The organism is Pseudomonas sp. NBB, from assembly GCF_032701105.1.
GTDB classification, from domain to species: Bacteria; Pseudomonadota; Gammaproteobacteria; order Pseudomonadales; family Pseudomonadaceae; genus Aquipseudomonas; species Aquipseudomonas asiatica.
In genome coordinates, this window is record NZ_CP103994.1 from 3,656,561 (window position 1) to 3,682,156 (window position 25,596).

General features: G+C 64.5%; 26 protein-coding genes. 17 read left to right on the top strand and 9 right to left on the bottom strand.

Annotation, left to right across the window (positions count from 1 at the left end):
- Window positions 1-26: 26 nt before the first annotated feature.
- The 4 genes from NY023_RS17040 to NY023_RS17055 form a co-directional block, all read right to left on the bottom strand.
- A complete protein-coding gene (locus tag NY023_RS17040) occupies window positions 27-578 on the bottom strand; it encodes a hydrolase (protein ID WP_013973139.1) in 552 nt (183 codons plus the stop codon).
- A gap of 57 nt (window positions 579-635) precedes the next feature.
- On the bottom strand, window positions 636-1,355 hold the full coding sequence (locus NY023_RS17045; protein ID WP_013973140.1) for a thioesterase II family protein: 720 nt from the start codon (window positions 1,353-1,355) through the stop codon (window positions 636-638).
- Window positions 1,352-1,573, bottom strand: coding sequence for an MbtH family protein (locus NY023_RS17050; protein ID WP_003256222.1), 222 nt, complete (start codon window positions 1,571-1,573; stop codon window positions 1,352-1,354). Before NY023_RS17050 ends, NY023_RS17045 begins: the two co-directional genes overlap by 4 nt.
- A gap of 103 nt (window positions 1,574-1,676) precedes the next feature.
- A complete protein-coding gene (locus tag NY023_RS17055) occupies window positions 1,677-2,078 on the bottom strand; it encodes a hypothetical protein (RefSeq protein WP_023662857.1) in 402 nt (133 codons plus the stop codon).
- A gap of 240 nt (window positions 2,079-2,318) precedes the next feature.
- Here NY023_RS17055 and purU point away from each other — a divergent pair, with 240 nt between their 5' ends.
- Genes purU through NY023_RS17085 form a run of 6 tightly spaced genes read left to right on the top strand, consistent with a single transcriptional unit; the run spans window position 2,319 to window position 9,143 of the window.
- Window positions 2,319-3,185 carry a formyltetrahydrofolate deformylase gene (gene purU / locus NY023_RS17060; protein WP_013973142.1) on the top strand — a complete coding sequence of 289 codons (867 nt, stop codon included), beginning with the start codon at window positions 2,319-2,321 and terminating at the stop codon, window positions 3,183-3,185.
- A complete protein-coding gene (folD, locus tag NY023_RS17065; RefSeq protein WP_013973143.1) occupies window positions 3,182-4,093 on the top strand; it encodes a bifunctional methylenetetrahydrofolate dehydrogenase/methenyltetrahydrofolate cyclohydrolase FolD in 912 nt (303 codons plus the stop codon). Before purU ends, folD begins: the two co-directional genes overlap by 4 nt.
- Window positions 4,075-5,316 carry an FAD-dependent oxidoreductase gene (locus NY023_RS17070; RefSeq protein WP_013973144.1) on the top strand — a complete coding sequence of 414 codons (1,242 nt, stop codon included), beginning with the start codon at window positions 4,075-4,077 and terminating at the stop codon, window positions 5,314-5,316. The genes folD and NY023_RS17070 overlap by 19 nt, the downstream gene beginning before the upstream one ends.
- Window positions 5,317-5,328: 12 nt before the next feature.
- A complete protein-coding gene (locus NY023_RS17075) occupies window positions 5,329-5,634 on the top strand; it encodes a sarcosine oxidase subunit delta (protein ID WP_013973145.1) in 306 nt (101 codons plus the stop codon).
- Window positions 5,631-8,534, top strand: coding sequence for a 2Fe-2S iron-sulfur cluster-binding protein (locus NY023_RS17080; protein ID WP_024087354.1), 2,904 nt, complete (start codon window positions 5,631-5,633; stop codon window positions 8,532-8,534). The genes NY023_RS17075 and NY023_RS17080 overlap by 4 nt, the downstream gene beginning before the upstream one ends.
- Before the next feature lie 3 nt (window positions 8,535-8,537).
- Entirely contained in the window at window positions 8,538-9,143 is a 606-nt protein-coding gene (locus NY023_RS17085) for a sarcosine oxidase subunit gamma (RefSeq protein ID WP_013973147.1), read from the top strand.
- A gap of 174 nt (window positions 9,144-9,317) precedes the next feature.
- Here NY023_RS17085 and NY023_RS17090 read toward each other — a convergent pair whose 3' ends face one another.
- Window positions 9,318-10,202, bottom strand: coding sequence for a LysR family transcriptional regulator (locus tag NY023_RS17090; protein ID WP_013973148.1), 885 nt, complete (start codon window positions 10,200-10,202; stop codon window positions 9,318-9,320).
- Between the two features lie 145 nt (window positions 10,203-10,347).
- On the opposite strand from NY023_RS17090, the gene NY023_RS17095 reads away from it, so the two are divergent.
- Window positions 10,348-11,367, top strand: a complete 1,020-nt coding sequence (locus tag NY023_RS17095) for an alpha/beta hydrolase (RefSeq protein ID WP_023661817.1) — start codon at window positions 10,348-10,350, stop codon at window positions 11,365-11,367.
- Window positions 11,368-11,421: 54 nt separating this feature from the next.
- Window positions 11,422-12,144: a pirin family protein gene (locus NY023_RS17100; RefSeq protein WP_013973150.1), complete on the top strand. Its 723-nt coding sequence runs from the start codon at window positions 11,422-11,424 to the stop codon at window positions 12,142-12,144.
- Between the two features lie 114 nt (window positions 12,145-12,258).
- On the opposite strand, the gene NY023_RS17105 is transcribed toward NY023_RS17100, so the two are convergent.
- A complete protein-coding gene (locus NY023_RS17105) occupies window positions 12,259-12,552 on the bottom strand; it encodes a DUF1330 domain-containing protein (RefSeq protein WP_013973151.1) in 294 nt (97 codons plus the stop codon).
- A 78-nt stretch (window positions 12,553-12,630) separates the two neighbouring features.
- Here NY023_RS17105 and ribBA point away from each other — a divergent pair, with 78 nt between their 5' ends.
- The 7 genes from ribBA (at window position 12,631) to NY023_RS17140 (ending at window position 20,710) form a co-directional block, all read left to right on the top strand.
- A complete protein-coding gene (gene ribBA, locus NY023_RS17110; protein ID WP_013973152.1) occupies window positions 12,631-13,752 on the top strand; it encodes a bifunctional 3,4-dihydroxy-2-butanone-4-phosphate synthase/GTP cyclohydrolase II in 1,122 nt (373 codons plus the stop codon).
- 329 nt (window positions 13,753-14,081) lie between these two features.
- Window positions 14,082-15,107, top strand: coding sequence for an ABC transporter substrate-binding protein (locus NY023_RS17115; protein ID WP_013973153.1), 1,026 nt, complete (start codon window positions 14,082-14,084; stop codon window positions 15,105-15,107).
- Window positions 15,104-16,021 carry an ABC transporter permease gene (locus NY023_RS17120; protein WP_015270844.1) on the top strand — a complete coding sequence of 306 codons (918 nt, stop codon included), beginning with the start codon at window positions 15,104-15,106 and terminating at the stop codon, window positions 16,019-16,021. The genes NY023_RS17115 and NY023_RS17120 overlap by 4 nt, the downstream gene beginning before the upstream one ends.
- A gap of 6 nt (window positions 16,022-16,027) precedes the next feature.
- Window positions 16,028-16,837 carry an ABC transporter permease gene (locus NY023_RS17125; protein WP_015270845.1) on the top strand — a complete coding sequence of 270 codons (810 nt, stop codon included), beginning with the start codon at window positions 16,028-16,030 and terminating at the stop codon, window positions 16,835-16,837.
- Window positions 16,838-16,856: 19 nt separating this feature from the next.
- A complete protein-coding gene (locus NY023_RS17130; RefSeq protein ID WP_013973156.1) occupies window positions 16,857-18,005 on the top strand; it encodes an ABC transporter ATP-binding protein in 1,149 nt (382 codons plus the stop codon).
- Window positions 18,006-18,148: 143 nt separating this feature from the next.
- Window positions 18,149-19,456 (top strand): substrate-binding domain-containing protein, encoded by a 1,308-nt coding sequence (locus NY023_RS17135; RefSeq protein ID WP_044047086.1) that lies wholly within the window; start codon window positions 18,149-18,151, stop codon window positions 19,454-19,456.
- A 189-nt stretch (window positions 19,457-19,645) separates the two neighbouring features.
- Entirely contained in the window at window positions 19,646-20,710 is a 1,065-nt protein-coding gene (locus NY023_RS17140) for a TerC family protein (protein WP_038409931.1), read from the top strand.
- 306 nt (window positions 20,711-21,016) lie between these two features.
- On the opposite strand, the gene NY023_RS17145 is transcribed toward NY023_RS17140, so the two are convergent.
- A complete protein-coding gene (locus NY023_RS17145; protein ID WP_013973159.1) occupies window positions 21,017-22,246 on the bottom strand; it encodes an acyl-CoA dehydrogenase in 1,230 nt (409 codons plus the stop codon).
- Between the two features lie 140 nt (window positions 22,247-22,386).
- Between NY023_RS17145 and NY023_RS17150 the strand changes: the two genes are divergently transcribed.
- Window positions 22,387-23,313: a LysR family transcriptional regulator gene (locus NY023_RS17150; RefSeq protein WP_013973160.1), complete on the top strand. Its 927-nt coding sequence runs from the start codon at window positions 22,387-22,389 to the stop codon at window positions 23,311-23,313.
- Between the two features lie 171 nt (window positions 23,314-23,484).
- The gene (locus NY023_RS17155) at window positions 23,485-24,639 is read left to right on the top strand and encodes a cysteine desulfurase family protein (RefSeq protein ID WP_013973161.1); all 1,155 of its coding nucleotides are present in this window, start codon (window positions 23,485-23,487) and stop codon (window positions 24,637-24,639) included.
- 7 nt (window positions 24,640-24,646) lie between these two features.
- On the opposite strand, the gene NY023_RS17160 is transcribed toward NY023_RS17155, so the two are convergent.
- Together NY023_RS17160 and NY023_RS17165 are read right to left on the bottom strand one after the other, a co-directional pair.
- Entirely contained in the window at window positions 24,647-25,084 is a 438-nt protein-coding gene (locus tag NY023_RS17160; protein ID WP_015270851.1) for an RES family NAD+ phosphorylase, read from the bottom strand.
- Window positions 25,081-25,530 carry an antitoxin Xre/MbcA/ParS toxin-binding domain-containing protein gene (locus tag NY023_RS17165; RefSeq protein ID WP_013973163.1) on the bottom strand — a complete coding sequence of 150 codons (450 nt, stop codon included), beginning with the start codon at window positions 25,528-25,530 and terminating at the stop codon, window positions 25,081-25,083. The genes NY023_RS17160 and NY023_RS17165 overlap by 4 nt, the downstream gene beginning before the upstream one ends.
- Window positions 25,531-25,596 lie beyond the last annotated feature (66 nt).

Here is a 25,596-nt window from a genome sequence, read left to right on the forward strand (position 1 = left end):
CAACCCGGCAGCCAGTAACCGGCCGTTCAGGGCTGTTCACCGACCAGGTAGGTCTTGCTGATGTGCCGGAACAGCGGGTGGCTGGCACTGCCCATGAGCTCGAACAGAACCATTTCGCGGGTCACCACCTGCGCTCCCGCGGCCCGCATGCGTGCCAGCCCTGCGGCCTTGCTCGCCGGCGTACGGCTATCACAGGCATCCTCGACCACGAACACCTGCTTGCCCAGTGCCAGCAGGCCAAGCACGGTCTGCAGCACACAGACGTGGGTTTCAATGCCACAGACAATCACTTGCTCGCGCGCCATCATACTTGCTGGCAGACACTCGGCGGCCACACATGAAAAATGGCTTTTCTCCACCACCTCGGCGACCGGCGCTGCGGCCAGCAGTTCGGCCAGGGTATGGCCCAGGCCCTTGGGGTACTGCTCGGAAATCACCGTCGGCAGTTCCAGCTCGTTCGTCGCTGCCAACAACCAGCGGGCCCGCGCGCGGGTGCCTTCAGGGTCGCTCATGGCGCCGATGAGTTTTTCCTGGATGTCGACGACCAGCAGCGTGGCCTTGTGGGGATCGATCAGCATTGTCTGCCTCTTGCCTGGGAAAAGGCCTAGCCTCCCCCAGGCAAGCGGTGACGTCAATCAGGCGGACAGCCGAAGCGGTTGCAGCGACGCGGTCAGCGCAGCGAGCACCCGGTCCTCATGCTCATGGATGAAGAAGTGGCCGCCTGGGAACATCTGCAGCGAGAACGCCCCGAGGGTTTCCTTGCGCCAGGCCTGCAATTGCTCGTCACTGGCGCGGTCCTGCATGCCGCCCAACACGTGCAGCGGGCACTGCAAGGCCGGCCGCTGGCGGTAGGCGTAGGTACCACACAGCAGGAAGTCGGCGCGCAGGGTGGGCAAGGTCAGGCTCATCAGCTCGGCGTTGGCCAGCACTTCCTCTGGCGTGCCCTGAAGCTCGCGCAACTCGCCGATCAACTCGGCGTCGCTCTTGGGCTCGCGCCAGTTCTTGCCATCGTAGTCCTCGCGCCGGGTCGGTGCTGCGGTGCCGCAGGCGAACAGGGCCAGTGGCGCCGGGCAGCCCAGCGCTTGCAGCTGATGGGCAAGTTCAAATGCCAGCAAGGCGCCCAGGCTATGGCCGAGCAGCGCGTAAGGGGCGCTGGCCGCCAGGCGCTGTTCGGCGGCCAGTTGCCGGGCCAGGGCCTGCATGTCGGTGTGCAGTGGCTCGGCAATGCGCGCGCCACGCCCGGGCAGTTCCACCGGGCGCACCTGCAACCACGTCGGCAGCTTGCGCCGCCAGCGGCTGTAGACCATGGCGCTGGCCCCGGAATACGGCAGGCACAGCAGGTTCAATGCAGTCACTGGGCGGCGGCTTCGGCCATTTTCTGGCGCAGGCTCAGCGGGCGCATGTCGGTCCAGACTTCATCGATGTAGGCCAGGCAGTCCTTCTTCAGGCCGCTCTTGCCTACGGCACGCCAGCCGTTGGGGATGGCTTTGTAGTCGGGCCAGATCGAGTATTGCTCTTCGTGGTTGACCACTACCTGGAACTGGATATCGTCGCGGTCGAAAACGGAAGTCATTGCCTGTCTCCTTGAGTGATGGATGCCGCTGCGCGCCTGGCGCAGGGGGGCTTTCAAGTAGACGTGGCGTGCGGCGAAAAAATTAGTGGGGCTGACGCGGTCTTCAGGTATCCCGCAACAGGTCGTGGGTATCGAGCAAGCGGAAGGCCACCTGCGGATTGCGCTCCAGCCCACGGCGGATCGCCGCCGGGATCGACTGCCGGGTCTTGCGGCATAGGCCGAGCTGATCATCCAGCTCGATGACGATGCCGCGCATGGTGCGCACTTCGTTGAAACCGGGGGCAATGTGCACGCGAATGCCGAGGTTTTCATACATCCGCTGCTGCAGGCGTTGCAGGTCTTCCAGGTCCTTGAGGTTTTCCAGGCGGTCGAGCAGGCGTTTCTCTTCCTGGCGGGTCAGCAGGAGGATGCGCTGAGCGGCCTGCGGGTGATCGACCAAGTGTTCGCGGCCGCAGTCGCAGGCGCCAGGGGGGCAAGGTTGGCGCAGAGGCGGTGTAGTGCTCATGGAGCAATCATAGCCTGTACCGGCCTATTCGCGGGTGAACCCGCTCCTACAGGTCCCCGGTAAAACTTTCCTGCCAGGCAAAAAAAATTCACAAACCTCTAGACCGTCACCCGCCTCTTCGCCTATAAATCGCCTAAAGGAAATTTATATTCCTACCAAGAAATATTTCTTCGCCTCCACGCGAAGCCTCTTTTGCCCTTGTGCCCGACCTGCCCCACCCCATCACGAGGCCTATCCGACATGCATCCCGCTCCCGATCACTTCATCCTGCGCGTCAGTTGCCCGGCCGTGTCCGGCATCGTCGCCGCGGTGACCACCTACCTGGCCGAGCACGGTTGCTACATCAGCGAGATGGCGCAGTTCGACGACGAGGACAACGGGCGCTTCTTCATGCGCGCGGTGTTCCGCTACAACACCGGTGTCACGGGTGACACACCGCAGCTGGAAGCCGGCTTTGCCGATGTCGCCCAGCGTTTCGACATGCAGTGGAGCCTGCACAGCAGTGCCCGGCCGATGCGCGTGCTGCTGATGGTGAGCAAGTTCGACCACTGTCTGTCCGACCTGCTGTACCGCCATGCCAAGGGCGAGCTGGACATGCAGATCACCGCCGTGGTCTCCAACCACCTGGACCTGCGCCCGATGGCCGAGCGCCAGGGCATCCGTTTCGTCTACCTGCCGGTCAGCAAGGACACCAAGGCCGAACAGGAAGCCGCGCTGCTGCGCATCGTCGAGGACACCGGCACTGAACTGGTGGTGCTGGCGCGCTACATGCAGATCCTCTCCGACGACCTGTGCCGCCAGCTGTCAGGCCGGGCGATCAACATCCACCATTCGTTCCTGCCCGGTTTCAAAGGCGCCAAGCCTTATCACCAGGCCTACCAGCGCGGGGTGAAGCTGATCGGTGCCACCGCCCACTATGTCACCAGCGACCTCGACGAAGGCCCGATCATCGAGCAGGAAGTGCAGCGCGTGGACCACGCCTACGCACCGGACGACCTGGTGGCCATCGGCCGCGACACCGAGACCATCGCCCTGTCCCGCGCCGTGAAATACCACCTGGAGCATCGGGTGTTCCTGAACCACGACCGCACGGTGATCTTCAAATGAACGCCACTCCCAGTATCAAGCTGATCGACGGCAAGGCCACCGCGACGCGGGTGCTGGCCGAGGTACGCGAGCAGGTGCAGGAGCTGCGCCAGGGCGGCGTGCAACCGAGCCTGGCGGTGGTGCTGGTCGGCGCCGACGCTGCCAGCCAGGTGTACGTGCGCAACAAGGTGCTGCGTGCCGAAGAGGTGGGCATCCGCTCGCTGGAGCATCGCCTGCCCGCAGACACCAGCCAGGCCGAGCTGCTGGCCCTGATCGACCGCCTCAACCGCGACACCGAGGTCAACGGCATCCTCGTGCAACTGCCGTTGCCGGCCCATATCGACGAACACCGCATTCTTCAGGCGATCAGCCCACTGAAGGATGTGGACGGCTTCCACAGCGAGAACGTCGGCGGCCTGGCCCAGGGCCGCGATGTGCTCACCCCGTGCACGCCCAGCGGCTGCATGCGCCTGCTGCGCGATGCCTGTGGCGAACTGCGTGGCAAGCATGCGGTGGTGGTCGGCCGCTCGAACATCGTCGGCAAGCCCATGGCCGCCCTGCTGCTGCAGGCCGACTGCACGGTGACCGTGGTGCATTCGCGCAGCCGCGACCTGCCGGCCTTGTGTCGCCAGGCAGACATCCTGGTGGCCGCAGTGGGCAAGCCACGGCTGATCGGTGCCGACTGGCTCAAGCCTGGCGCGGTGGTGATCGATGTCGGTATCAACCGCATCGACGAAGGCGGCCACAGCCGCCTGGTCGGCGATGTCGACTTCGCCGCCGCCCTGCCCCAGGTGGCCGGCATCACCCCGGTACCCGGCGGCGTCGGCCCGATGACCATCGCCTACCTGATGAAAAACACCCTGCTCGCCCTCGACCTGCAACAACAGGCCGCCCACCAGGAGCGCACCCCATGCCTTTCGCCCTGCTGAAATACGGCCTGAGCGCCGACTACCCGGTGGAGGTCGACCTGCCACCACCGTGCGAACTCAAGCCACGCTATGACGTGGTGATCATCGGCGGCGGCGGCCACGGCGTGGCCATCGCCTACTACCTGGCCAAGTACCATGGCATCACCAATGTCGCCGTGCTGGAGAAGGCCTACCTGGGCGGCGGCAATACTGCGCGCAACACAGCGGTGATCCGCTCCAACTACCTCACCAGTGAGGGTGTGCGCTTCTACGCAGAATCGGTGCGCATGTTCCAGAACCTGTCGAACGAGTTCGACTTCAACATCATGTATTCCGAGCGCGGTCAGCTCACCCTCGCGCACACCGACGCCACCGTGCGCGCCTTTCGCCAGCGCGCCGAGGTCAACAAGCACTTTGGCGGGCGCACTGAAATGATCGACCGCCAGCAGATCCGCGAGCTGGTGCCGAGCCTGAACCTCGACCCCGGTCACCTGCCGGTACTCGCCGGCCTTTGGCACATCGATGGTGCCACCGCCCGCCACGACGCGGTGGCCTGGGGCTACGCCAAGCAGGCTGCCAAGCGCGGCGTCGAGATCCACCAGCTGACCGAAGTGCAGGACCTGCTGATCCGAAATGGCCGCATCGAGGCGGTGAAGACCAACCGTGGCACCGTGCAGTGCGGTTGCGTGGTACAGGCCGTGGCCGGGGCCAGTTCGCTGCTGATGGCCAAGGCCGGCATTCGTGCGCCGATCCACACCTACCCGCTGCAGGCCATGGTCACCCAGCCGTTCAAGCCGTTTCTCGACCCACTGGTGAGCTCCTCGGCGCTGCACTGCTACGTGCAGCAGACCAGCCGCGGCGAGATCGTCTTTGGCGGCGGCTCCGACCCCTACCCGCTGTACAACACCCGCTCCACCCTCGACCTCAAGGAGAGCCTGCTGGCACACGCCATCGAGATGTTCCCGTTCATGGCCAACGCCAAGCTGATGCGCCAGTGGGCCGGGATCACCGACATGACCCCGGACTACAGCCCGATCATGGGCCTGTCGCCGGTGCACAACTATTACCTGGACGCCGGCTGGGGCACCTGGGGTTTCAAGGCCACGCCGATCTGCGGCAAGACCATGGCCGAGCTGGTCGCCAGTGGCGGCAAGGTGCCGGAACTGATCGCACCCTTTGCCCTGGAGCGCTTCAGCCGCTTCCAGCAAGTCAACGAAATGGGCGCCACCGCAGCCAGCCACTAAGGAGCGACGACGATGAAGATCCTGACCTGCCCCTTGAACGGCCCGCGCAATATCAGCGAGTTCACCTACGGCGGCGAATTCAGGCACATGCCCGACCCGGCCAGCTGCAGCGATGCGCAATGGGCCGACTATGTGTTCAACAGCGACAACCTGGCCGGGGTGGTGACCGAGTGGTGGCTGCACAACGCCTCCAGCTACTGGTTCCTGGCCGAACGCCACACGGTGAGCGACCAGGTGCTGCGCACCTTCGACCCGAAAGAACTGTTCGACCGCCGCGTCGACTTCACCCCCGCCGCCACCCCGGAGATTGCCGGATGAACAGCCACACTCGCCTCCCCGCGCCCATGGGCCTGCTGATCGACCGCGAGCGGCCCCTGCACTTCCAGTTCGACGGCCAGGCCTGCCAGGGCTTTGCCGGTGACAGCATCGCCAGCGCCCTGCTCGGCAGTGGCCGCTGGCTGCTGTCGCGCTCGTTCAAGTACCACCGCCCGCGCGGCCCGCTGAGCATGGCCGGGCAGGATGCCAACACCCTGGTGCAGCTGCCGGACGAGCCCAATGTGCTGGCCGACCTGGAAGCCGCCCGCGATGGCCAGGTAGTCGAAGGGCAAAACTTCAACGGTAGCCTGGCGCACGATCGCGACGCCTACCTGGGCAAGTTTTCGCGCTTCATGCCGGTGGGCTTCTATTACCGCTCGTTCTACAAGCCCAAGGGCATGTGGAAGGTGTGGGAGCCGCTGATCCGCAAGAAGGCCGGCCTGGGCGTGCTCGACCTAGGCTTCAGGCCGCAGTATTACGACAAGGCCTATCTGTTCGTCGATCTGGCCGTGATCGGCGCTGGCCCGGCTGGCCTGCGTGCGGCACTGGACGCGGCCAATGCCGGGGCCAAGGTGTTGCTTGTCGAGCAACAGCCGGTGCTTGGCGGCTCGCTCACCTACGCCCGCTTCGACATTGCCGGCACCCGCGCCACCAGCCTGCGCCAGGAGCTGCTGGCTGCCGTCGAGGGCCACCCGAACATCCAGGTGCTGCTGGACGCCACCTGCAACGGCTGGTTCACCGACAACTACCTGCCGGTGATCCAGCACAAGCGCCTGTACAAGGTGCGCGCCAGCCGCTGCCTGGTGGCGGCCGGTTCGTTCGACCAGCCAGTTGTGTTCCGCAACAACGACCTGCCGGGGGTCATGCTGACCAGCGCCGTGCAGCGGCTGATGAAGCTGTACGCGGTAAAACCCGGCCAGCGCGCGGTAGTCCTCACCGGCCACGATGACGGCTACCTCGCCGCCCTCGACCTGCAGGAGCAAGGCGTGGCCGTGGCCGCGGTGGTCGACATGCGCGCTGCGCCAGCCGATGCCGCAGTGGCCGCCGAACTGAAGCGCCGCGATATACCCGTGCACCTGGGCAGCACCGTGTACGAAGCCCTGCACGAAGCGGGCATGCGCCACGTGAGTGGCGTGGATATTCGCCCGATCACCGGCCAGGGCAAGGTCGGCCCGCATGGCCTGCGCCTGGCCTGCGACCTGCTGTGCATGTCGGCAGGCTACATGCCGGTGTACCAGTTGCCGTGCCAGGCTGGCGGCAAGCTGGCCTACGATGTGAACCGCGACGAATTCGTCATCAGCAACCTGCCGGCCGGGCTGGATATCGCCGGTTCGGTGAACGGCCGTCACGCACTGGGCAATGTGCTGGCCGACGCCACTCGCGGGGCTGCCGATGCGCTGGCAGCGCTGGGCCTGGAAGCGCCGGTGCAGCCCGTGTTCAGTGCCGAATCCAAGGTCAACTTCCCCTGGCCGATCTTCCCCCACCCCAAGGGCAAGGATTTCGTCGACTTCGACGAAGACCTGCAAGTGCGCGACATCGTCAACGCCACGCGCAGCGGCTACCGCGATGTGCAACTGGTCAAGCGCTTCTCCACGGTCGGCATGGGCCCGTCCCAGGGCCGCCACTCGGCGCTGCCGACCGCCCGCCTGGTGGCCCACGCCACCGGGCGCAGCATCAGCGAAACCGGGGTGACCACCGCCCGTCCACCGTTCCAGGCGGAAAAACTGGCCCACGTCGCCGGCCGCGCCTTCGACCCGTACCGGCAAACGCCCATGCACCGCCGCCACCTGGAAGCCGGGGCGAAGATGATGCCGGCCGGCATCTGGCAGCGCCCGGCCTATTATGGCAAGCCCGAGGACCGCGAACGCTGCATGCAGGAGGAAGCCCGCCATGTGCGCGAGAAGGTCGGCCTGATCGACGTTTCCACCCTCGGTGGCCTGGATGTGCGCGGCCCCGACGCCGCCGAACTGCTGGAGCGCCTTTACACCTTCGGCTTCGCCAAGCTGGCCATCGGCCGCACCCGCTACGCGCTGATGACCAACGAGCATGGCGTGGTAATCGATGACGGCGTGTGCGCCCGGCTGGGCGAGCAGCACTTCTACGTCACCGCCACCACCAGCGGCGTCGACCGCATCTACCAGCAGATGCTGAAGTGGAATGCGCAATGGCGCCTGGATGTGGACATTACCAACGTCACCGCCGCGCTGGCCGCGGTCAACCTGGCCGGGCCGCTTTCACGCCAGGTGCTGGCCAAGGTGTGTGACGATGTGGACCTGTCGGCCGAGGCCTTCCCTTACCTCGGCGTACGCCAGGGCACAGTGGCCGGCATTGCCGCGCGCATCCTGCGGGTGGGCTTTGTGGGTGAACTGGGCTACGAAGTGCATGTGCCGGCGCGCCACGCCGAGCGCCTGTGGGATACCTTGATGCAGGCTGGCGCGGGGTTGGGCATTCGCCCGTTCGGCGTCGAGACCCAACGCCTGCTGCGCCTGGAAAAGGGCCACGTGATCATCAGCCAGGACACCGACGGCATGACCCACCCGGCGGAGATCGACATGCAATGGGCCATCGGCCGCAAGAAGCCATTCTTCGTCGGCAAACGCTCGATCGAGATCCTCGAAGCGCAGCCGCTCAAGCGCAAACTGGTCGGCTTCACCCTGCCCAAGGGCAGCCCGCAACCGCTGGAGGGGCATCTGGTGCTGGACGGGGCGGACATCAGCGGCAACGTCACATCCTGCGAATACTCGCAAACCCTGGGGCAGATCATCGGCCTGGCTTACGCCGGTGCCCATCAGGCCACGCCTGGCACGCACATCCCGATCCGCGTTGAGGGCGGCGTGATGGTCAATGCCAAGGTGGTGCCACTGCCGTTCCACGATCCCGACAACCTGCGCCAGGAGCTCTGAGCCATGACCAGTTTGCAAGCCAAAGCTTTTATTTCACTCGGCCCGCGGGCCGAACTGCTGCATACCTGCGCGTTGACTGACCTGACCGATCTGGCACGGGTCGGGTTTCGCGGGGGCGACAGTGCCGCTTGCCTGCAGGCGCGTGGCTACCGCTTGCCGTCGCTACCCAACCAGGCCGTGCGCCAGGAAGACGGTGGCTGGATAGCGCGCTTGTCGCAGACCGAGTACCTGTTGCTGGGCAGCCTGGCCGACGGCGGTGCACGGGTGGCTGCCGAAGAGGCCGAGTGGGTGCAGGATGCCCGGCGCAACTACCTGCTGCCGCGTCAGGATAGCCATGCCTGGCTGCAGCTCTCGGGGGTGCATTGCAGCGCGGTGATGGCCAAGTTGTGCGGTGTGGACTTGCGCGCCCGGGCGTTTCCCGTTGGGGCGGTGGCGCAGACCTCGGCGGCGCGGATCAACGTGATCGTACTGAATGTGGGGAGCGATGAGAGGCCGGCCTTGCAGTTGCTGTTTGATCGGGCGTCGCTGGCGTATTTCCGTGAAGCGGTGCTGGATGCCATGGATGAGTTCGATGGTGGGTGGGTCGGGGTAGATGAATTGATGCGTTGACCTGCACCGGCCTCTTCGCGGGTAAACCCGCTCCCACAGGGTAATCACTGGGCTTGGGGCTGTGGAGTACCTGTGGGAGCGGGCAGGCCCGCGAAGAAGCCAACGCGGTGGCTGGCACCGGCTGCGCCGGTGTTCGCGGGCACGCCCGCGAAGAAGCTCACTCGGTACCGAAGGTCAGAGGTGCACCAAGCGCTCACGCAGGAAGTTCACAAACCCCTGAACCGGCCGCGCCACCTGCCGGTGCTGGGGGTACACCGCCGACAACTGCAGTGCTGGCGGCCGCCACTCATCCAGCACTGTCACCAGTCGCCCATCCGCCAGCGCCTGTCCCACGATGAAGGTTGGCAGATAGGTCACCCCCATCCCGGCAATCGCCGCATCCCTGAGCAGCTCGCCATTGTTAGCCCGCATCCGCCCGACTACCTGGATCGCCTGTACTTTGCCGCCCTGGCGGAAATGCCACTGTACCTGCCGCGAATGACCATAAGGCAGGCAATCATGCCCAGCCAGTTGCTCCGGCCTGGCCGGCACGCCCCGAGCCTTCAGGTACGCCGGGCTCGCACAATACACCCGCTCGACACTGGCAATACGCCGCGCAATCAGGCTGGAATCCTCCAGCGCACCAATCCGTAGCGCCAGGTCATAGCCCTCGCCGATCAGGTCCACTGCGCGGTCGCTCAAATCCACCTCCACATCCACCTGCGGGTGCAACTGCAGGAACTCGGTCAGCAGGCACCCCAGGTGCGCCATGGCGAACGACAGCGGCGCACTCAGACGCAAGGTGCCACGCAAGGCCTGGGCCTGGCCGCTGATGTCGTGCTCCACCTGCTGCACTTCGCCGAGCAGGCGCAACGCCGACTGGTAGTAGTGCTGGCCCAGCGGCGTGGCATCCAGGCGCCGGGTGGAGCGGTTGAGCAGGCGCACGCCCAGGCGCTCCTCAAGCTGCATCAGGCGCCGGCTGACCGATTGCTTGGACATCCCCAGGCGGTCGGCAGCCGCAGTGAAACTGCCAGCTTCCATGACCTGGGCAAAGATCCGCATGTCTTCGTAAGGGTTCATTGTCTCGCTCTTGGTGACAGTCAAACGCTTTATAGCGGCTTTTTCCCATCAACGCATCTCCCTAATCTACGCACAAGTCGCAGCGATGGCCCTGAAGGCCAGGCAAGACGCCCACTACCAACATTCAACAGAAAAGGATTCGCTCATGAACATTGTCCACAAAACCCTTACCGCTTCCCTTCTGGCCCTGTCCGTTTCCAGCGCCTTCGCCGCTGGCAGCCCGGGTATCGAACAGCACACCCAGGCCTTCCTCGAAGCCCTGGAACAAGGCGGCGGCAAGCCACTGGAGCAGCTCAGCCCGAAAGACGCCCGCGCGGTGCTGACCGGTGCCCAGGCCTCGGTAAAGGTCGATCTCTCGGGTATCGAGGTGAAGGAACGCACCATCCAGGCCAATGGCGAGTCGATCAAACTGCAAGTGGTGCGCCCGGCCAACGTGAAGGGTGACCTGCCGGTGTTCATGTTCTTCCACGGTGGCGGCTGGGTGCTCGGCGATTTCCCGACCCACCAGCGGCTGATCCACGACCTGGTGGTTGGCTCTGGCGCAGTGGCGGTCTACGTCGACTACACCCCATCGCCGGAAGCGCACTACCCGACCGCGATCAACCAGGCCTACGCCGCCACCCGCTGGGTGGCCGAGCATGGCAAGGAAATTGGCGTGGACGGCAAGCGCCTGGCCGTGGCCGGCAACAGCGTCGGCGGCAACATGGCGGCAGTAGTGGCCTTGAAAGCCAAAGAGGCCGGCACCCCGGCCCTGCGTTTCCAGCTGCTGCTGTGGCCGGTGACCGATGCCAGCTTCGAAACTGCGTCGTACAAGCAGTTTGCCGAGGGGCACTTCCTGACCACCGGGATGATGAAGTGGTTCTGGGACAACTACACCACCGATGCCAAGGCACGGGAACAGATCTACGCCTCGCCGCTGCGGGCCAGCAGTGAACAGCTCAAGGGCCTGCCGCCGGCCCTGGTGCAAACGGCCGAGTTCGACGTGCTGCGCGATGAAGGTGAGGCTTATGCTCGTAAGCTGAATGCTGCCGGGGTGACCGTTACCTCGGTGCGCTACAACGGCATGATCCATGACTACGGGCTGCTCAACCCGCTGCATCAGGTGCCGGCCGTGCAAGCGGCCATGCGCCAGGCCGCCGGCGAGCTGAAAGTGCACCTGCAGTAACCTCATCCACGCATGCGGCAGGGCCTGGTGCCCTGCCGGTTCAGGAGACCCGTCATGCTCACCGTACGCAACGCCAAAGACCGCGGCCTGGCCTTTCATGGCTGGCTGAAATCGTTCCACACCTTCTCCTTCGGCCACTACCGCAACCCGGACGAGCAAGGGTTCTCGGACCTGCTGGTGATCAACGACGACCGCGTCATCCCCGGCAAGGGCTTTGGTCAACACCCGCACCGCGACATGGAGATTTTCTCCTACGTGCTGGAAGGCGCGCTGGAGCACAAGGACACGCTGGGCACCGGCTCGGTGATCCGCCCGGGCGATGTGCAGCTGATGAGCGCTGGCCACGGCGTGGCCCACAGCGAGTTCAACCACAGCCAGGTGCAGCCGGTGCACTTCCTGCAGATCTGGATCGTACCGAACGTGCAGGGGGCAACGCCGCGTTACCAGCAACAGCATTTCAGTGCCGAGGAAAAGCGCGGCAAGCTGCGCCTGATCATCTCGCCGGATGGCGCCGAGGGGTCATTGCAGGTACGGCAGAATGCGCGGGTGTATGCCGGCCTGTTCGACGGTGACGAGCGTGCCATCCTGACCTTGCCGGAAAACCGCCATGCCTATGTGCATGTGGCCCGGGGCAGCATCGAGCTCAATGGGCAAGTGCTGAATGAAGGGGATGGGGTGCGAGTGAGGCAGGAACAGGTGCTGGAACTGGGCAATGGGGTGGATGCCGAGGTGCTGGTATTCGACCTGCGGCCGCATGAGTTGCCTGGTATGCCTTGAGGCAGGTCCGGCCCTTTCGCGGGTAAACCCGCTCCCACAGGTACGCCACAGACTTCGAAATCTGTGGCGTACCTGTGGGAGCGGGTTTACCCGCGAAGAGGCCGCAAATCCAACTCAGGGCTCGACCCCTTCGACGATGATCACCTCAGCCTTCGCCACCCCCTGACGATGGCTGCAAGCCTCCTGGTACAGCTCGGACCGGTAACACGCCAGCGCCTGCTCGTACGAATCGAACTCGATCACCACGCTACGCTGAGGGGTAGGCCGCCCTTCCATCGCCTCACTACGCCCGCCACGGGCCAGGAAACGGCCGCCGAATGCCTTGAAGGCAGCCGGGGCGCGCTGGGTGTACTGCTGGTATTGCTCGGGGTCGGTCACGTCCACATGGGCGATCCAATAGGCCTTCATGCGCTGCTCTCCTGTTACGGCGATATTTATGTATGATGGTATACCATAATAATCATCCCACCACAGTGAGCGTGCAACATGGCTTTCAACACCATCGAAGAACTTCTCGAGGACTACCGGCAAGGCAAGATGGTCCTGCTGGTGGATGACGAGGACCGGGAAAACGAAGGCGATCTGCTGATCGCCGCCGAGCGATGCGACGCCCAGGCCGTCAACTTCATGGCCCGTGAAGCGCGCGGGCTGATCTGCCTGACGCTGACCGACGATCACTGCCAACGTCTGGGCCTGGAGCAGATGGTGCCGGCCAACGGCAGCGTTTTCAGCACCGCCTTCACCGTGTCGATCGAGGCTGCCACGGGCGTTACCACCGGTATTTCCGCTGCTGATCGGGCACGTACGGTGGCAGCGGCGATGGCCCCCAACGCCCGCCCGGAAGACCTGGTGCAACCCGGTCACATCTTCCCCCTGCGCGCCCGCGAAGGCGGTGTACTGACGCGCGCCGGCCACACCGAAGCCGGCTGCGACCTGGCGCGCCTGGCCGGGTTCACCCCGGCGTCGGTTATCGTCGAAGTACTCAACGATGACGGCACCATGGCCCGCCGCCCGGACCTGGAGGTGTTCGCTGCCCGGCACGGCATCAAGATAGGCACCATCGCCGACCTCATCCACTACCGCCTGAGCACCGAGCAGACCATCAAGCGCATCGGCGAACGCGAACTGCCGACCGTGCATGGCACCTTCCGCTTGGTCACCTACGAAGACCGCATCGAAGGTGGCGTACACATGGCCATGGTCATGGGCGATATCCGCCGCGAGCAGCCGACCCTGGTGCGAGTGCACGTGATCGACCCGCTGCGCGACCTGGTCGGCGCCGAATACGCCGGCCCCGCCAACTGGACGCTTTGGGCGGCGCTGCAGAAGGTGGCCGAGGAAGGCGCCGGCGTGGTGGTGATCCTGGCCAACCATGAGTCCTCACAGGCGCTGCTGGAGCGCGTGCCGCAGCTGACCCAGCCGGTGCGGCCTTACCAGCGTGGGCAATCGAAGGTGTACTCGGAGGTGGGTACAGGCGCGCAGATTCTGCAGGACCTGGGCGTGGGCAAGCTGCGCCACCTGGGCCCGCCGCTGAAATACGCGGGGCTGGCGGGGTATGAGCTGGAGGTGGTGCAGAGCATCCCCTTCGAGCCGGACATGGTCGGCTAAAACACCGAAGCAACTGACTTGGCAGGGCCCTGTAGGAGCGGGTTCACCCGCGAATGCGATGGTGAAGCCACCAACGCATTCGCGGGTGAACCCGCTCCTACAGGGCCCGCGCTGTTTCTGAAAGGGACGGAGTGATGGCCGGTAGCCTCATACCTCTTGCCAAAAGTTTGGAATACCATAATATGATATCCCGTAGACCTTGAATCTGCAGGCCGGCACCTACAATCAAAAACGGCCAAAAAACACTTTGTTTTAGCTGCTCCCCGAACACTGTTGGCGGGCGCACCACAAGCCCCGCCTCGAATAACAAAAGCAACGAGGGCGTAACCATGCTGTTGAGCAAACGTGTAACCGCAGTGCTGTCCGCCAGCCTGCTGACCCTGGCATGTCAGGCCGCCCAGGCCGCCGACAGCCTGAACTTCGTCAGCTGGGGCGGTACCACCCAGGACGCCCAGAAAGAAGCATGGGCCGTACCTTTCACCAAAGCCACCGACATCAAAGTCGTCCAGGACGGCCCCACCGACTATGGCAAGCTCAAGGCCATGGTCGAGAGCGGCAACGTGCAGTGGGACGTGGTCGACGTCGAAGCCGACTTCGCCCTGCGTGCCGCCAGCGAAGGCCTGCTCGAACCCCTCGATTTCACCCAGATCAAGCGCGACAAGATCGACCCGCGCTTCGTCTCCGACCATGGCGTCGGCTCGTTCTTCTTCTCCTTCGTGCTCGGCTACAACGAAGGCAAGCTCGGTGCCAACAAACCGGTGGACTGGACCGCACTGTTCGATACCAAGACCTACCCCGGCAAGCGCGCCCTGTACAAATGGCCCAGCCCAGGCGTACTGGAACTGGCCCTGCTGGCCGACGGCGTAGCCCCCGACAAGCTGTACCCGCTGGACCTGGACCGCGCCTTCAAGAAGCTCGACACCATCAAGAAAGACATCGTCTGGTGGGGCGGCGGCGCCCAGTCGCAGCAACTGCTGGCCTCCGGTGAAGCCTCGCTCGGCCAGTTCTGGAACGGGCGCGTCTATGCCCTGCAGCAAGACGGTGCACCGGTGGGCGTGAGCTGGAAGCAGAACCTGGTCATGGCCGACTTCCTGGTCATCCCCAAAGGTGCCAAGAACAAGGACGCGGCCATGAAGTTCCTGGCCAACGCCAGCAGCGCCGAAGGCCAGGCCGAGTTCGCCAACAAGACCGCCTACGCGCCGGTGAACGTCGACAGCGTGGCCAAGCTGGACAAAGACCTCGCGCAGAACCTGCCAACCGCCTACGCCCAGGACCAGGTCACCCTCGACTTCGCCTACTGGGCCAAGAACGGCCAGGCCATCGCAGCCCGCTGGAATGAGTGGTTGGTCAAATGAAAGTCGCCATCAACGCCCTGCATAACGCGCAAGGTGCCCCCACGGGCACCGGCGCCCCAGGAACGGCCCCCCGCCGCGTCAGCCTGAGCCAGCGCTGGAAAGGCAGCCGCAATCTGCTGCCGGCGCTGCTGTTCCTTGGCCTGTTCTTCTTCGCCCCGCTGGCCGGCCTGTTGCTGCGCGGGGTGCTGGAGCCAACGCCGGGCCTGGGCAACTACGAGCAGCTGTTCGCCAACTCGGCCTATGCGCGGGTGCTGTTCAACACCTTCTCGGTGGCCGGCGTGGTCACCCTGATCAGCGTGCTGCTGGGCTTCCCGCTGGCCTGGGCAATTACCCTGGTGCCCAAGGGCTGGGGCCGCTGGTTGCTGAACATCGTGCTGCTGTCGATGTGGACCAGCCTGCTGGCGCGCACCTACTCGTGGCTGGTGCTGCTGCAGAGCTCGGGGGTGATCAACAAGGCGTTGATGGCCATGGGTATCATCGATGCCCCGCTGGAAATGGTGCACAACCTGACCGGCGTGGTGATCGGCATGAGCTACATCATGATCCCGTTCATCGTGCTGCCGCTGCAGGCGACCATGCACGCCATCGACCCGATGGTGCTGCAGGCCGGCTCGATCTGTGGCGCCAGCCCGTGGACCAATTTCTGGAAAGTGTTCCTGCCGCTGTGCCGCTCGGGGCTGTTCTCCGGGGCACTGATGGTGTTCGTGATGTCGCTCGGTTACTACGTCACCCCGGCCCTGCTGGGCGGTGCGCAGAACATGATGCTGCCCGAATTCATCATCCAGCAGGTGCAGTCGTTCCTCAACTGGGGCCTGGCCAGCGCCGCCGCCGCACTGCTGGTGGTGATCACCCTGGTGCTCTTCTACCTGTACCTGAAGCTGCAGCCGGAATCCCCGGTTGGCAACGCGAGGTAAACCGCCATGCTCCTGTCTCCCAATGCCATGGGCCGCCCGCTGCGTACGGGCCTGTACCTGACCACCGGGGTCATCGCGGCCTTCCTGCTGTTGCCGGTGGTGTTCATCGTGTTGCTGTCGTTCGGCTCGTCGCAGTGGCTGGTGTTCCCGCCGCCGGGCTGGACCTTCAAGTGGTACGGCCAGTTCTTCTCCAACCCGGAGTGGATGGACGCCGCGCTGGCCAGCCTGAAGGTGGCCGTGCTGACCACCATCGCCGCCGTGCTGCTCGGCCTGCCCACCGCGTTTGCCCTGGTGCGTGGCCGCTTCCCGGGCCGCGAGCTGCTGTACGGGCTGTTCACCATGCCGATGATCGTGCCGCTGGTGATCATTGCCGTGGCGGTGTACGCGCTGTTCCTCAAGCTCGGCTACACCGGCACGCTGTTCGCCTTCGTGGTCAGCCACGTGATCGTCGCCCTGCCCTTCACCATCATCTCGATCATCAATTCGCTGAAGCTGTTCGACCAATCCATCGAGGATGCCGCGGTGATCTGCGGCGCCTCGCGCCTGCAGGCGATCTTCAAGGTAACCTTCCCGGCGATTCGCCCGGGGATGATCGCCGGCGGCCTGTTCGCCTTCCTGGTGTCGTGGGATGAAGTGGTGCTGAGCGTGATGATGGCCAGCCCCGACCTGCAGACCCTGCCGGTGAAGATGTGGACCACCCTGCGTCAGGACCTCAGCCCGGTCATCGCCGTGGCCTCGACCCTGCTGATCGGCCTGTCGCTGCTTGTCATGTTCATTGCCGCCGCCTTGCGCCGGCGCACCGAAGCCAACGCCTGAGCGCGCGGAGAAAACAACAATGAGTGCAGTGATCAAAGACAACGCGCACGGCAAGACCCTGGTCAGCCTGCGCGGCCTGAACAAGCACTACGGCGACTTCACCGCCGTGGACAACCTCGACCTGGAAATCCAGGACGGCGAGTTCCTGACCTTCCTCGGCTCCAGCGGCTCGGGCAAGTCCACCACCCTGTCGATGCTGGCCGGTTTCGAAACGCCGAGCAGCGGCGAGATCCTGGTCGATGGCCAGTCACTGGTCAACGTGCCGCCGCACAAGCGTGACATCGGCATGGTGTTCCAGCGCTATTCGCTGTTCCCGCACCTGAACGTGCGCGACAACATCGGCTTTCCGCTGGCCATTCGCAAGCTCAGTGCCAGCGAAACCAGCAAGCGCGTCGATGCCATGCTCAAGCTGGTGCAGCTGGAAAAGTTCGCCCACCGCAAGCCGTCGCAGATGTCCGGTGGCCAGCAGCAGCGCGTGGCTATCGCCCGGGCGCTGGTGTACGAACCGCGCATCCTGCTGATGGACGAACCGCTCGGCGCGCTGGACAAGAAGCTGCGCGAAGACCTGCAGGATGAACTGCGCCAGTTGCACCGGCGCCTGGGCATCACCATCGTCTACGTCACCCACGACCAGGAAGAAGCCATGCGCCTGTCCCAGCGCATCGCCATCTTCAGCCATGGCAAGATCGTCGGCCTGGGCACCGGTTACGACCTGTACCAAAACCCGCCGAATGCCTTCGTCGCCTCGTTCCTGGGCAACTCCAACTTCCTGCGGATCAAGGCCAGCAGCAATGGCGCGGGCAGCTTCGAGGGCCAGCCGGTAGCCATCCGCCTGACCCCGGGCCTGGCCGCCTCGCAGGATGCACTGATCATGGTACGCCCGGAAAAGGCCCTGGCCCTGACCGCCGAACAGGCCGCACGCGAGCCGCTGCCGGCGGGGTGGAACGAGGTCAGTGCCAAGGTTGGTGAAGTGCTGTTCCTGGGCGAGAGCCAGACCTGCCACGTAGTGACCGCGGGCGGAACCGAGCTGACGGTCAAGGCTTTGTCGGCGGCGGGCATGCCGATGCAGCCAGGGGATACCGTGAAGGTGCGCTGGGCGGTGGCGGATGCGTGCATCTATACCGAGTGGGCGGAAAGTGACCTGAGCAAGTCTGCCGGGGCGCATTGAAACCGCTGGGGCCGCTTTGCGGCCCTTTCGCGACACAAGGCCGCTCCTACAGGGGCGGCCTTTCACTGCCCCATGGACTGTCACATTATCATCACGCCACTGTCGTAATCTGCCGGCCATCTCTATGCCATAGGCCTTCCGGCATGCCCCGCCTGCTTGTCTTGCTGCTCACCCTGCTGCCGCTGGCGACCCTGGCCGAGCCCGCTCACCTGCGCGTGCAAGGCTCCAACACCATCGGCGCGGCCTTGCTGCCAGCGCTGGTGCAAGGGCAATTGCGCGCACAGCAAGCTACCGCCATCGAACAATACCCAGGCAAGCTGGCCAACGAGACTGTCATCACCGCTCGCGATAAGCATGGCCAGCCTTTGCGCATCGACATCGCCGCACACGGTTCCAGCACCGGCTTCGTCGCCCTGGGCCATGGCGAGGCCGACCTGGCCGCCGCGTCGCGGCCTATCAACGACAACGAAGCAAGCCAACTGCAGGCTTTGGGCGACCTGCGCGCCGCTGCCGCCGAACAAGTCATCGGCCTGGATGGCGTCGCGGTCATCGTTCACCCCGACAACCCGCTGCCACAGCTCACCACGGGGCAACTGGCACAGATCTTTGCCGGGCAGATCCAGCGCTGGGAGCAATTGGGTGTTGCCGGCGGGGCCATCCACCTGTACGCCCGTGACGACCGCTCCGGTACCTTCGAGACCTTCAAGGCCCTGGTGCTGGAACCCCAGCAAAGCGAGCTTTCGCCCAAGGCCCAACGCTTCGAGTCCAGCGACGAGCTGGCCGCGCGAGTGGGCGCCGACCGCCAGGCCATCGGCTTCAGCAGCCTGGCGGCGGTGCATGGGGCCAAGGTGCTGGCGGTTGCCGAGGGTGACGCGCCGGCCATGCTGCCGGAGCGTGCACTGGTGGCCAGCGAGGACTACCCGCTATCGCGGCGCCTGTACTTCTACCTGCCGGCCAACCCCAAGCCCCAGGCCAAGGCGCTGGCCGATTTCACTCAGAGTCCCGCGGGCCAGGCGATCGTCGCCCAGCAGGGTTTCGTTTCGCAGCAGATCAAGGCCCAACCTGCGCCCCTTCAGGCGGACATGCCGCCGCGCTATCGCACCCTCGCCCTACAGGCGCAACGGTTGAGCGTGAATTTCCGCTTCCAGGAAGGCAGCGCCAGCCTCGACAACAAGGCCCTGCGCGATGTCCAGCGCGTTGCCGACTACCTGCGCCAAGCGGGCAAATTGCAGCGCAAGGCGGTGCTGGTGGGCTTTGGCGACCCCAAGGAGACACCCGGTCGCGCCGCCCTGCTGTCCCGCCTAAGGGCCCAGGCGGTGCGCCGCGAGCTGGCGCGCGATGGCGTGGAGGTGCTGGAGGTGACGGGGATGGGGGATGAACTGCCAGTGGCAGGGAACGAACTGGAGCAAGGGCGACTGCGTAATCGCCGGGTGGAAGTGTGGGTTTATTGAACGATTGGCCTGCTCTGGCCTGACTGGTGTAGGAGCGGCCTGGCAAAGAAATGTAACAGCTCCCCATTCGGCATCACCGGCAAACGGGTCTAGGCTCAAGCCCATGTGATACCGGGCCCCTCTGACGGCTGCCAGGCCGCCATGTCGGATCACTGTTGCCATGCAACGTCGACATTCAAGGAGGGGCTCATGACAGCTCTACACACATTCCTCACCACCCCGTTCCTCGGTACCAGCACCTGGTTGTGGCTGGTGTTCATGGCCATCGTCATCGGTTTGCTGGTACTCGACCTGGGCGTGCTGCACCGCCACGACCGGGAAATCGAAATGCGCGAGAGCCTGCTGCTGTATTCGGGCTATTTCAGCGTCGGCGTGCTGTTCGGCGTCGGTGTCTGGTACCAGTTGGGCGCGCAGTCGGCGCTGGAGTTCTACACCGGGTTCCTGGTCGAACAGTCGCTGTCGATGGACAACGTGTTCGTCATGGCGATGATCTTCAGCTATTTCGCCATCCCCCGCCGCTACCAGCACCGCGTGCTGTTCTGGGGCATCCTCGGGGTGGTTTTCCTGCGGGCGATCATGATCGGCGTGGGCGCGGCGCTGGTGCAGAACTTCGCCTGGGTACTGTATATCTTCGGTGCCTTCCTGCTGTTTACCGGGGTGAAGATGGCGCTGTCTAAGGAAGATAGCCGCCCCGACCTGGCCAACAACCCGATTCTCAAGTTCGTGCGCCGGCACATGCGGGTCACCGAGCAGATCCACGGCTCGCACTTCTTCGTGCAGCAGACCCCGCCCGGGCAGCACAAGGCGCTACGCCATGCCACCCCGCTGTTCATGGCGCTGGTGCTGATCGAACTGGCCGACCTGGTGTTCGCCGTCGACAGTGTCCCGGCAATCTTCGCCATCACCCAGGACCCGTTCATCGTCTACACCTCGAACATCTTCGCCATCCTCGGCTTGCGCTCGTTGTATTTTGCGCTGGCGGCGCTGATGCACCGGTTCGTTTACCTCAGGTACGCGCTCGCGCTGGTGCTGATCTTCATTGGCTGCAAGATCTTCTACCACGGCATGGTGGGCAAGGTGCCGGCATTGCTGTCGCTGGGGGTGACGTTCGGGTTGTTGCTGGGTGGGGTGGTGGTTTCGTTGGTCAAGACGCGGGGGGAAAAGCCGGAAATCAAGGGTGCTCAATCCAGACAGCCTTCAAATGCCGATCGCACACTCAGCGAGAAGGAGGAAGACCCGCAGATGCGGGTCTGACCATCCAGAGAACCAGTGAGCCTTCAAGGGCCTCTTCGCGGGCAAGCCCGCTCCTACAGATATTGTGCACAGCTTGGAGGCAGCACAGTACCTGTGCGCTGTCGCACAGAGAACTGAACTCGCAAGCGATCCTCGTACCCTGTGGGAGCGGCTTTAGCCGCGAAGAATCCAACGCGGTGCATGGCACCGGCTGCGCCGGTGTTCGCGGCTAAAGCCGCTCCCACAGGGTCCCTGCTAATTCAATGAGTTATGTGCAGTTCTATGAGAGCGGGCAAGCCCGCGAAGAGGCCGGAACAAGCCGGTAAATCATCGTCCGCTACGCATCATCTCCGCCGGCACGTACTTGCCGATCTCATACTTGCCGATCGCCGCCCGGTGCACTTCATCTGGCCCGTCGGCCAGGCGCAAGGTGCGTTGCATGGCGTACATGTAAGCCAGCGGGAAATCGCCACTCACCCCTGCCCCGCCATGAATCTGGATCGCCCGGTCGATCACCTTCAGTGCCACGTTCGGCGCCACTACCTTGATTTGCGCAATCTCGCTGCGGGCCACCTTGTTGCCGACCGTGTCCATCATGTAGGCCGCTTTCAACGTCAGCAGCCGGGCCATGTCGATCTCCATGCGCGAGTCGGCAATCTTGTCGACGTTGCCGCCCAGACGCGCCAGTGGCCGGCCGAAGGCGGTACGCTCCACCGAGCGCTTGCACATCAGTTCCAGCGCTCGCTCGGCCATGCCGATCGAGCGCATGCAGTGGTGGATACGGCCAGGGCCAAGGCGCCCCTGGGCAATTTCGAAGCCACGGCCTTCACCCAGGATCACGTTCTCATACGGTACCCGCACGTTCTCGAAGAGCACCTCGGCGTGGCCATGGGGAGCATCGTCATAACCGAACACCGGCAGAGGGCGGACGATCTTGACCCCAGGCGCATCGGTGGGCACCAGCACCATCGAGTGCTGCTGGTGGCGTGGCCCTTCAGGGTCGGACAGGCCCATGAAGATCATTACCTTGCAGCGCGGGTCGCAAGCGCCAGAGGTCCACCACTTGCGGCCGTTGATTACCCATTGGTCACCGTCACGCACGGCGGTGGCGGCCATGTTGGTGGCATCCGAGGAGGCCACGTCCGGTTCGGTCATGGCGAACGCCGAACGGATCTCGCCACGCAGCAGCGGCTCCAGCCACTGGCGCTTCTGCGCTTCACTGCCATAGCGCACCAGCACTTCCATGTTGCCGGTGTCCGGCGCCGAGCAGTTGAACGGCTCCGGGCCGAGCAACGAACGGCCCATGATTTCAGCCAGCGGGGCGTATTCCAGGTTGCTCAGGCCGGCACCGTATTCCGATTCGGGCAGGAACAGGTTCCACAGCCCTTCAGCGCGGGCCTTGGCCTTGAGTTCTTCCATGATCGCGGTGGGCTGCCAGCGGTCACCCTCGGCGACCTGGCGCTCGAACACCGCCTCGGCGGGGTAGACATAGGCGTCCATGAACGCGCTGACGCGCTCACGCAGTGCCTGGACCTTGGGCGAATAGGCGAAATCCATCGGGGCTACCTTCACGGTTCGGAGTACATGGGCCAGAGCCTAGAGCAGCATGGCCTCATCCACCTAGCCTATTTTCCGCGTGTATAAACATTCATAACCGATATATGATCGGCCAATAATTCCAACAAAGAGCGGCGCCCATGAACCTCAGCAAGGTCGACCTCAACCTGTTCATCGTGTTCGATGCGATCTACACCGAAGCCAACCTGACCCGCGCCGGGCAGATCGTGGGCATCACCCAGCCGGCAGTGTCCAACGCCCTTTCACGGCTGCGCGAAACCTTCAATGACCCGCTGTTCGTGCGCACCGCGCAAGGCATGGTGCCAACGCCCATGGCGCAGAACATCATCGGCCCGGTGCGCAATGCCTTGGCACTGTTGCGCACCTCGGTGCAGGAAAGCCGCATTTTCAACCCGCAACAGGCCAACAAGACTTTCCGCATCAGCATGACCGACCTGACCGAAGCGGTCATCCTGCCGCCGCTGTTCCAGCGCTTGCGCCGCCTGGCGCCGGCGGTGCTGATCGAAAGCTTTTTGTGCAAGCGCCGCGAGACCACCAAGGAACTTGCCGCCGGCCGCCTGGACTTCGCCATCGACGCACCGTTGAACACCGACCCGCAAGTACGCCACGTAAAACTGATGCAAGACCGCTATGTCTGCGCCCTGCGCCAGGGCCACCCGCTGGCCGACAGCAAGCTGACCCTCGACAACTACCTCGGCATGACCCACATCCATATTTCCAGCCGCCGCAACGGCCTGGGCTATGTCGACCTGGCCCTGGGCAAGATGGGCGTGCAGCGCAAGGTTGCCTTGCGCTCGCAGCATTACCTGATGGCCTCGCAGGTGTTGCAGCAGACCGACATGGCGATGACCGTCCCCGAGCGCTTCGCCCGCCGCCATCAGTTGCGTTACCAGCCACTGCCGGTGGAGGTGCCTGCGCTGGAAACGCACCTGTACTGGCATGAAAGCACCGATCAGGACCCGGCCAACCGCTGGATGCGCGAGCAGATCACCGAGTTGTGCGAACGTGTGGTGGCCGAGGAAGAAAGGGCCTTGGAACCAGCCTGAACAGAATGGCGGGATGCGGAGAAAAAAATCCCAAGAAAAACTCGATAGAGAGAAATTTTTCTTGATCATTTCCAGAATAGAGCCGCTGGAAGTGAAAAATATCTCCGAAGTAGCGGGTACGCTTGCTCCAACGATTGCCGATTTCACGGCGACAGACACGGACCCGCCCTCATGCCCAGCGCCCCGCTCTATTTCGATTACGCCGCCACCACTCCGGTCGACGATCGGGTCATCGAAACCATGCTCGCCTGCCTTGGCAGCCAGGGCAACTTCGGCAACCCGGCGTCCAGTGGCCATGCCTTCGGCCAGGCAGCCCGCCACGCCGTGGAGCAGGCCCGTCTGCAAGTGGCCGAACGCGTCGGCGCGCAGGCCGATGCACTGGTCTGGACCTCAGGTGCGACCGAGTCCAACAACCTGGCGCTCAAGGGCATTGCCCAGGGCCTCGGCCAGCCCGGGCACCTGATCACCAGCCAACTGGAACACAAGGCCGTGCTCGACACGGTGGCCGAACTGGAGCGCCAGGGTTGGGCCGTTACCCGCCTGGCACCGGATGCCGCCGGCCTGATTCAGCCTGCGGCGGTGCAGGCAGCGTTGCGCGCCGACACCCGCCTGGTATCGCTGATGGCGGTGAACAATGAACTGGGCACGATCACAGACTTTGCCGCGATTGGCGAACAGGTACGTGCCCACGGTGCCCTGCTGCACGTGGATGCGGCGCAGGCGGTGGGCAAACTGGCCATCGACCTGAACGCCATGGCCGTGGACCTGATGTCGTTCTCGGCGCACAAGGTGTATGGGCCCAAGGGCATCGGTGCGCTCTACGTGGGGCCACGCGCCCGCACGCTGATGCGTGCGCAGATGCACGGGGGCGGCCATGAGCAAGGCCTGCGCTCCGGCACCCTGGCGACCCACCAGATTGCCGGCATGGGCAGTGCCTTTGCCCTGGCCGGCCAGCCCGGCGACAGCGAACACCTGCGCCTCGGACAACTGGCCAGGCGCCTGCGTGAAGGCCTGCTGGCCCTGCCCGGCGTCACCCTCAACGGCTGCGCCAAACAACGCATTCCCCATACGCTGAACCTGTGTATCGACAGCAAGGGCTTCAACAGCGCGGCGCTGGCCAGCGAGCTGGCGTTGTCGACCACCTCGGCCTGCAATTCGGCGAGCGATGCAGCCTCGCATGTGCTGCTCGCGTTGGGGCTGGATGAACGCCAGGCACGTAACAGCGTGCGCCTGAGCATCGGGCGTTTCAGCAACGAGGCCGAAGTGGACAAGGCCCTCGAAGTGTTTGGCCGGGTGCTGACAGCGGCGTCAGCGGCACTTTGGTGAAACTTCCCTAAAACAGCCGGCTGTCCGGGGTGAAGTCCTCGACCTCGAGCCTGGCACTGTTTGCCTGCGGATGGCGCGGGTTGAAAAGGTAATTGGTGGTGCTGGGCATGATCGCGCTCGGCACCGGCAGCAGCAACGCCGAACACTCATCCAGAAAGCGGTTGCCCAGGCCCCGGGTCAGTTCGGTCTGGCTCGACCAGCCAGGCTGCAAGGCGGGCAACTGCGCTTGCGAAACGGTGTCAGGCAACTCGATACGCAGCAGCCGCATGGTGGTGGGGAAATCCTCAGGGTCGATCTCCAGGTGCACCAGCACCTCCAGCATCGCCCCGGCCGGGCTGGTGGCGGCATACACCACTGGCCGGCCCGCCTGGTGCCAGCGGCCGCTGACACGCAAGCCGCCCGTTCCGCTCAAGTCTGCATAGGCGCTGATACGCCACAGAATCACAGGCCGAAGCCCTCGGCGATCTGCAGCAACATCTCTTCGACCTGGGTGGTGCCCTGCTGGGTGGTTAGCATCTGCATCGGCGTCAGCCCCGAGAAGCGCTCCTTGGGCTTGGACAGCCAGCGTTTTGCCTTGCCTGCCTCGCCGAACACGGCTTCGGCCATGGCGGTGATATGGGCCGAACGGAACAGCCGGTCGCTTTCTTCCACGGTCAGCGGCTGGTCACGTTCGATGCGGGTTTTCAGCGTGCGCAGGGGAATGATCTGGTCACGCTCCACAGGGGTGAACACGCCGAGTTCGGTCAGTTTCACCAGCCAGGTGGCAGCGAAGCCATGGGTGATGCGGGTGTGGATTTCGAAGTCACTGGCGAGTTCGGGGATTTCCAGCAGTGCATGCAGGCGCGCCCGGTACTCGTGGTAACCGTTGTCGCGAAGCACTTCGGCAAGCATGGCTCTCTCCTTTCCGGCGTTTGCCGACAAGTATGCGGCATATGCCGGATTTTGCAAGCCGACCGG

Coding starts and splice junctions, on each gene's coding strand:
- NY023_RS17040 (WP_013973139.1), bottom strand. CDS start 578: ATGCTGATCGATCCCCACAAGGCCACGCTGCTGGTCGTCGACATCCAG.
- NY023_RS17050 (WP_003256222.1), bottom strand. CDS start 1,573: ATGACTTCCGTTTTCGACCGCGACGATATCCAGTTCCAGGTAGTGGTC.
- NY023_RS17055 (WP_023662857.1), bottom strand. CDS start 2,078: ATGAGCACTACACCGCCTCTGCGCCAACCTTGCCCCCCTGGCGCCTGC.
- purU (WP_013973142.1), top strand. CDS start 2,319: ATGCATCCCGCTCCCGATCACTTCATCCTGCGCGTCAGTTGCCCGGCC.
- folD (WP_013973143.1), top strand. CDS start 3,182: ATGAACGCCACTCCCAGTATCAAGCTGATCGACGGCAAGGCCACCGCG.
- NY023_RS17070 (WP_013973144.1), top strand. CDS start 4,075: ATGCCTTTCGCCCTGCTGAAATACGGCCTGAGCGCCGACTACCCGGTG.
- NY023_RS17075 (WP_013973145.1), top strand. CDS start 5,329: ATGAAGATCCTGACCTGCCCCTTGAACGGCCCGCGCAATATCAGCGAG.
- NY023_RS17080 (WP_024087354.1), top strand. CDS start 5,631: ATGAACAGCCACACTCGCCTCCCCGCGCCCATGGGCCTGCTGATCGAC.
- NY023_RS17085 (WP_013973147.1), top strand. CDS start 8,538: ATGACCAGTTTGCAAGCCAAAGCTTTTATTTCACTCGGCCCGCGGGCC.
- NY023_RS17090 (WP_013973148.1), bottom strand. CDS start 10,202: ATGAACCCTTACGAAGACATGCGGATCTTTGCCCAGGTCATGGAAGCT.
- NY023_RS17095 (WP_023661817.1), top strand. CDS start 10,348: ATGAACATTGTCCACAAAACCCTTACCGCTTCCCTTCTGGCCCTGTCC.
- NY023_RS17100 (WP_013973150.1), top strand. CDS start 11,422: ATGCTCACCGTACGCAACGCCAAAGACCGCGGCCTGGCCTTTCATGGC.
- NY023_RS17105 (WP_013973151.1), bottom strand. CDS start 12,552: ATGAAGGCCTATTGGATCGCCCATGTGGACGTGACCGACCCCGAGCAA.
- ribBA (WP_013973152.1), top strand. CDS start 12,631: ATGGCTTTCAACACCATCGAAGAACTTCTCGAGGACTACCGGCAAGGC.
- NY023_RS17115 (WP_013973153.1), top strand. CDS start 14,082: ATGCTGTTGAGCAAACGTGTAACCGCAGTGCTGTCCGCCAGCCTGCTG.
- NY023_RS17120 (WP_015270844.1), top strand. CDS start 15,104: ATGAAAGTCGCCATCAACGCCCTGCATAACGCGCAAGGTGCCCCCACG.
- NY023_RS17125 (WP_015270845.1), top strand. CDS start 16,028: ATGCTCCTGTCTCCCAATGCCATGGGCCGCCCGCTGCGTACGGGCCTG.
- NY023_RS17130 (WP_013973156.1), top strand. CDS start 16,857: ATGAGTGCAGTGATCAAAGACAACGCGCACGGCAAGACCCTGGTCAGC.
- NY023_RS17135 (WP_044047086.1), top strand. CDS start 18,149: ATGCCCCGCCTGCTTGTCTTGCTGCTCACCCTGCTGCCGCTGGCGACC.
- NY023_RS17140 (WP_038409931.1), top strand. CDS start 19,646: ATGACAGCTCTACACACATTCCTCACCACCCCGTTCCTCGGTACCAGC.
- NY023_RS17145 (WP_013973159.1), bottom strand. CDS start 22,246: ATGGATTTCGCCTATTCGCCCAAGGTCCAGGCACTGCGTGAGCGCGTC.
- NY023_RS17150 (WP_013973160.1), top strand. CDS start 22,387: ATGAACCTCAGCAAGGTCGACCTCAACCTGTTCATCGTGTTCGATGCG.
- NY023_RS17155 (WP_013973161.1), top strand. CDS start 23,485: ATGCCCAGCGCCCCGCTCTATTTCGATTACGCCGCCACCACTCCGGTC.
- NY023_RS17165 (WP_013973163.1), bottom strand. CDS start 25,530: ATGCTTGCCGAAGTGCTTCGCGACAACGGTTACCACGAGTACCGGGCG.